The organism is Neisseria sp. P0021.S006, assembly GCF_051956895.1.
In genome coordinates, this window is the sequence record NZ_JBQCWZ010000064.1 from 1 (window position 1) to 6,079 (window position 6,079).

The following is a 6,079-nucleotide window of genomic DNA, read 5'->3' on the forward strand; positions in this document are numbered from 1 at the left end:
TCTTCTTTAGCTTTGAAGCCGTGAGCGTAAGAAACACGAGGAGTTACGTTGCCGAAGCGGTAAGCAGCAGTTGCACCAACTTCAGTACGTTCGTTTTTCTTAGCACCAGCTACGTCAGCTTTGAAGCCTTCGTATTGACCTACAACAGCAACCATCAGGTTGTTAGCATCGTAACCAGCAGTCAGACGGTGTGCTTGGTGATCTTTGTAAGCACCAGCAGCCAAAGTAGTGTTGCCGTTGAATGCATCCAAGTAGCCAGCATCCAAGTCAGCACGTTTAGCATAAGAACCAGCATAGCGACCGAAGAAGCCAGAGTTTTCGTAGTTCAGGCCCAAATCGTAAGATTCACGGCTTTTCACAGTGTGAGTGTATTTATCGCCAGGGTTAGCATTGTCGCGAGGTTGGTATTGTACGCTTGCACTGAAACCACCAAATACAGGAGTGTCGTAACGTACAGATACTTTACGAGTATCTACACGTTTAATTTTACCCAGTTGCAGAGCATCTGCGTTAGCGGCACCAGATTCCCAAGGGTCGAAGCTGTCGCTACTGTCTTTCAGAGCAGTGTTCAGGTTACCGGCACGAACTTTACCGAAACCACCTTCCAAACCAATGAAAGATTCACGGTTAGCAAAACCAGAGTCACCACCGGCGATAGAAGTGTTTTGTTCAACTTGCCAAATAGCATTCAAGTTGCTACCCAAGTGTTCGTGGCCTTTGAAGCCGATGCGAGAACCGTAGTCAGCAATCTCAGTAGCAGTTTTAGAAGTAGCTTTACCCACTTTTACTTTAGAAATTTCAACGCCGGCTTTAACTTGACCGTACAGAGTCACATCAGCCATAGCTGCAACAGGCAGAGCTGCCAAAGTCAGAGCAATCAGAGATTTTTTCATTGCTGTATTCCTTTTCTATTGTGAAGAAATAACTTAAGCAGACCGGACAATCCGCTTAGGCTTACATTATCGCTGGAATCAGCGATTCCATGACTGTTACTATAATTGCTCCTCTCTAAAAAAACAAACTTTATTCAATCCACCCCCACCACCCTTGAAACCCAGCAAAGGCAAACACAGCCTAAAAAAATGAAATTTATTATTTAAAATCAATGATAAATTTCTTTTAAAACCAATTGTGCATTTTTACAACACTTTATTAATTTACACATCAATCCAGCTATTTTGTTGCTTTTATACCAACAATCCGCCAATTAGGCCGTCTGAAAAACGTTACCCGAAACATTCATCCACTCAGGCAGAGGCAGTCTTACCACCCCAAACTCATCAGGATAATCAACGCCTGTCAAATATAGACCGTCAGACATAAAGGTCGGAGGCGCTTTCAATCTGCTTCTTGCATAAAAGATTGACTGAAATTCATCCACACTAATCCTACCACTTCCCACATATACCAATGCGCCCATAATATTGCGCACCATATGATGCAAGAATGCATTTCCATGCAAATCAAGGCACAAATAACGAGGAGTCCCACTAATACTTGCCCTATATAGCGTTTTTATAGGCGATTTTGCCTGGCACTCAGCCGCACGAAAGCTGGAGAAGTCATGTTCACCCTCCAATAAAGCAGCAGCCTGCCTCATCAGATTTAAATCTAATTTCAAATGTGTCCACCCCACCCTGCCAACCAACAACGGAGAACAAACCGGAGATGACTCCAGCAAATAACGGTAATGCCGGCCATAAGCATCAAATCGAGCATTAAAATGAGGTGCAACTTTTTGCGCAAGCAATACAGCCACACCGTCAGGCAAATGCGCATTGACTCCACGCACCCACGCTTGCTCCGGACGGCTTACAGATGTATCAAAGTGTACGACCTGAGCTGTCGCATGTACACCCGTATCTGTCCTTCCTGCAACAATAGTATTAATCTGCTCTCCTGCTATTGAAGTTAATGCCTGCTCTAAGGCCGTCTGAACAGTCGGCAAATCTCCAGCCTGTTTTTGCCAACCATAAAAACGACTACCGTCATAAGAGAGGGTCAAAGCCCAGCGCTGCACCAGATGTCCTGTTGTATTTACTTGTTCAGTCATTTCTTATACTTCTTGTAAATTGATATTGTTGCCTACGCTCAAGTAACAAATATTAAAAAGGCGTGATTAACACACGCCTCCATTTTGTATTTCAGACGGCCTTCATCTTCAACCATCATATAAAGCTGAAATCTTACCCAACCAATAATAGACTCAGATAAAATCTTGCTTTTTAATTTACCATAAAAAAGATGCCGTCTGAAACGGCATCTTCATTTGACTAGCACTTACGCGCCAAGTTCTTTCATCAGTTTTTGGGCTTTATGCAGAATATCGCCTTCAGCCTCCTCAATCAGCCCTTGCAATGTTTCTCGAGCCGCTTCAGGATCACCGATTTCGATATACATCTTAGCCAAATCATATTTGGCTTCAAGCGGTGCAGTCATGCCAACTGATTCTGAAACAAAGCCTCTTTCACTATTGCTTTTATCGGCGGCTACTGAAACATCTTCAGCTCCCCATTCCAATGCACCTTCTTCAATCACAAACTCAGAAGCAGCTTCTTCTTTCTCTACTTCTTCTTTGGTTCCTTGAATTTGCAAGTCTTGATCTTGCTTGATCTCGAATGGCAACGCATGGCCGTCTGAAGCTTCAGGGGTTTCTACCGTAAACTCGAGTGGCTCTTCATTTCTTGACTCGGAGACTTTTTTCTCTGCCGCCAAATCAAACTCAGCAAATGTATTTGCCTGCTCTTCTTTACGTTCAGGCATAACAACGGATACCGGCTGATATGGATTTTCTGGTTCAGGTTCGTACACGCTTTCTGTTGATTCGATATTGTCCCAATCAGCATGGCGACGTTGTTCTGTCTCAACATCATGCGTTACTGCACCTGAAAGAATACCTGCCTGACTATTGTCAATCTTACCTAAATCAAGTTTGACATCATCGATATTGGAAGATTCTTCTACTTCATTGATAACCACATCATCTTCAAAATCGTCTTCGATAAGCAGGCCATCTTGAGTTTTTTCAGACGGCATTACTTTAGTTGCAGCAACCGCAGCAGCTGAAGCAGCAACATCTTTCTGTACAGCCTTCTCTTCATCCATACGGCTTACAGGTGCTGCTTCAGGCTCGTCTTTACGTTTACCCGCAGCTTTTAACAACAACCAAGCAGCAATAAGGGCTGCACCGCCTGCCAATAACCATTTCCATAAATTGCCATTTGATTCGCCCTCTGTTTGCTCCGCGATAGAATCAGTGGTTGCAACAGACTCAGAAGCCACTACATTCTCTTGAGCATCAGAAGAAGCCATAGCTTCTTGAATATCGGATGCAGGAACAGTCGATGCGGCATTTTCATTAACCGCTGCAGATGCTGCTTGTTCTGTTTGTTCAGCTGAAGCTTGTTTTACTTCTTCCTGTTGCTGTGTATTTACGCCAGCATCTTTAACCTGGGCTTCAGTTTGAGCCTCAGGCTGAACAACAGGTTTTTCTGTTTTAGCCTCTGTTGCATTAGCGGTTTCATTGGCTTTTTCTGTTGCCGTATTAGTTTTAGCAGGAGCAGAAGCAGCCAAACGTTGCAATTCGCTACGGTTTGGAATATTCAGCACCTTACCTGCCAACATACGGTTGGCATTGTTATCGATAAACACATCCGGATTGGCATTAACCAATGCTTGAATGGTTTGATCCAAGGTCATACCTTGCGGACGGATGCTGGACGCAATGGCAATCAGGGTTTCACCCGTACGCACCAAATGCTGTCTACCTGAACGTGCAGCTGTGTCGTTTTTAGCAGAGGCCGTCTGAACTTGTTTTTTCTCAGCCTTACGCTGCACATCCTTACGCGCTTGAGCTGCCTGATTACCTACTGCTTTATTGTTTTTAGTTGCAGGCTGTTGGGCATTGCGTGTCGGCTCGAAGGATTGGGATTCGGCAGTTTGACGGGGGCGGACGGATGCCGCATCTTTAGCGTCGTATCCGGCCGGATCGATGATAGCAGTGTATTCACGCGATTGCGCGCCGACACCTACTTGGAAAACCAAAACAGGATCTTTGATGGCTTTAGAGGAACGAATGGTAACGACTGCCTTATCGCCTGATTTGCGTACCGCCGCGCGCAAATTACCATTTGAAATAGTGGCCTTACCGCCATTAAGCAGAGCCTGAGCTTCCTCGCCAGTCACAGTGATACTGCCTGTAAAAGGCTCACCCAAATGAGATTGAACGTTCAAACCGCCCAAACCTGCAGAAGCGCTGAGCGATGTCATTAAAGCGATAGAAGCTGTAATTAATTTAATATTGTGATGTTTTTTCAAAACTGATCCCCTGTTCGGAAATTATGGTACTAACCAATGTGCGCGCATTTAACCATATATTTACTAGATATTACGTCATGATATATTTTTAACCCATTTCTGCCAAGCAATACAGGCTATTCAGCCTGAAATTCCTTGGTAAATCTATTACTTTTGCATGCTTGTGTTTCTTTTTTACAAATTTCGCCAACCCAAAACAAATATCTCATATGGATATATGTGGTATTAAAGTCATGGGGAAAGGTGCAAAAAAACACATCTCCCTGTATGATTAGCATTTACTCAATTAGTTTCATCATTAATATATGAAGGTTTTGAGCGACTTATTCGCCGTATTCTTATTTTTCATCACATACATCATCACCAAAGACATGATTGCCGCAACGGCTGTTGCGGTTATAGTCGGTATTGCCCAAGCTGCGCTGACCTTTTGGAAACACCGCAAACTGGACACCATGCAATGGGTCAGTCTGATTTTGATTGTCTTTTTTGGCGGTGCAACGATTCTGCTGAAAGACAACCGCTTTATCATGTGGAAACCGACCGTTCTGTTTTGGATCGGCGCAATCGTCATGCTGTTTAGCCATCTTGCCGGTAAAAACGGGCTAAAAGCCGTGATGGGTAAAGAAATGCAGCTTCCTGATTTTGTATGGACGCGCCTGACTTATGCATGGATTGGCTTCCTGATTTTTATGGGGGCTGCCAATCTCTTTGTCTTTACGTATTTTCCAGACCAATGGGTCAATTACAAATTGTTCGGCACATTGGGTTTCACAATCATTTTTTCTATCGCACAGGGCATGTATCTGATGCGTTTCCAGCCTAAGGAGGATCAATAATGGAATATTTCATGCTTTTGGCCACTGATGCCGAAGATGTCCACGAAGCACGCATGGCAGCCCGCCCTGCTCATTTGGCACGCTTGGAAGAATTGAAAGCGCAAGGCCGTCTGCTGACTGCCGGCCCCAATCCTCTACCAGACAATCCGGAACGCGTTTCCGGCAGCCTGATTGTGGCTCAATTTGAATCTTTGGACGCAGCACAAGAATGGGCTGAACAAGACCCTTACGTCGATGCCGGCGTATACGCAGAAGTATTGATTAAACCCTTTAAAGCCGTGTTCAAATGAGCAATATGCGTCAAATTATCGAGGAACGCCTGCAGGCACTTGAGCCTGAGTTCTTCGATTTTGAAGATGAGAGCCATCTGCACGCCGGCCATGCCGGCAATAAAGGCGGCGGGCATTATGCGATATTGGTGGTCAGCAACGCATTTGAAAATATCGGTCGCCTCCAGCGGCAACGTATGATTAAGCAGCTTTTGCAAGACTTGTTTTCAGACGGCCTGATTCATGCACTCAGTATCAAAGCGGCCACGCCGGACGAATACTTCCATTAAGATTACTACTTAAACTTTGATTTCTAATCATTAATTTATTTCCAATCATTATTTAAAAGAGAAATACGATGAAAAAAACCTACTTTGCTTCAGCCTTGATGCTTGCCCTGACTACCGGCACCCTGTTTGCCCAAACTTTGGTGACCGTCAACGGTCAAGCCATCGACAGCAGCGTTATCGATGACCAAGTTGCTTCCGTACGCGCCAGCAACCCGAACGTTCAAGACACTCCTGAATTGCGTCAAATGCTGACTGAACGCCAAGTTATCAGCACTGTTGTTACCCAAGAAGCTAAAAAATTAAAACTGGATCAAAGCGCTGAATTCAAAACTGCATTGGAGCAAGCGCGTGCCGATGCCGCCAA

General features: G+C 44.6%; 6 protein-coding genes and 1 pseudogene. 4 read left to right on the plus strand and 3 right to left on the minus strand.

What is annotated here, in order from left to right; translation table 11 throughout:
• The 3 genes from ACTHUM_RS10295 to ACTHUM_RS10305 all read right to left on the minus strand — a co-directional run.
• Positions 1-893 (minus strand): porin (locus ACTHUM_RS10295; RefSeq protein ID WP_440402847.1); only part of this gene is annotated, 893 nt, incomplete at its 3' end.
• Positions 894-1,207: 314 nt separating this feature from the next.
• Entirely contained in the window at positions 1,208-2,053 is an 846-nt protein-coding gene (gene truA / locus ACTHUM_RS10300) for a tRNA pseudouridine(38-40) synthase TruA (protein ID WP_004519666.1), read from the minus strand.
• 227 nt (positions 2,054-2,280) lie between these two features.
• Positions 2,281-4,269 (minus strand): FimV/HubP family polar landmark protein, encoded by a 1,989-nt coding sequence (locus ACTHUM_RS10305; RefSeq protein ID WP_004519665.1) that lies wholly within the window; start codon positions 4,267-4,269, stop codon positions 2,281-2,283.
• A 353-nt stretch (positions 4,270-4,622) separates the two neighbouring features.
• Here ACTHUM_RS10305 and ACTHUM_RS10310 point away from each other — a divergent pair, with 353 nt between their 5' ends.
• The 4 genes and pseudogenes from ACTHUM_RS10310 to ACTHUM_RS10325 all read left to right on the plus strand — a co-directional run.
• Positions 4,623-5,156, plus strand: a complete 534-nt coding sequence (locus ACTHUM_RS10310) for a septation protein A (RefSeq protein WP_049336720.1) — start codon at positions 4,623-4,625, stop codon at positions 5,154-5,156.
• The gene (locus ACTHUM_RS10315) at positions 5,156-5,446 is read left to right on the plus strand and encodes a YciI family protein (RefSeq protein ID WP_004519663.1); all 291 of its coding nucleotides are present in this window, start codon (positions 5,156-5,158) and stop codon (positions 5,444-5,446) included. Before ACTHUM_RS10310 ends, ACTHUM_RS10315 begins: the two co-directional genes overlap by 1 nt.
• Complete coding sequence (locus ACTHUM_RS10320) at positions 5,443-5,715, plus strand: BolA family protein (RefSeq protein WP_049322785.1); 273 nt, start codon at positions 5,443-5,445, stop codon at positions 5,713-5,715. Before ACTHUM_RS10315 ends, ACTHUM_RS10320 begins: the two co-directional genes overlap by 4 nt.
• Positions 5,716-5,783: 68 nt before the next feature.
• Positions 5,784-6,079: pseudogene (locus ACTHUM_RS10325) on the plus strand (hypothetical protein); the annotation flags it as partial.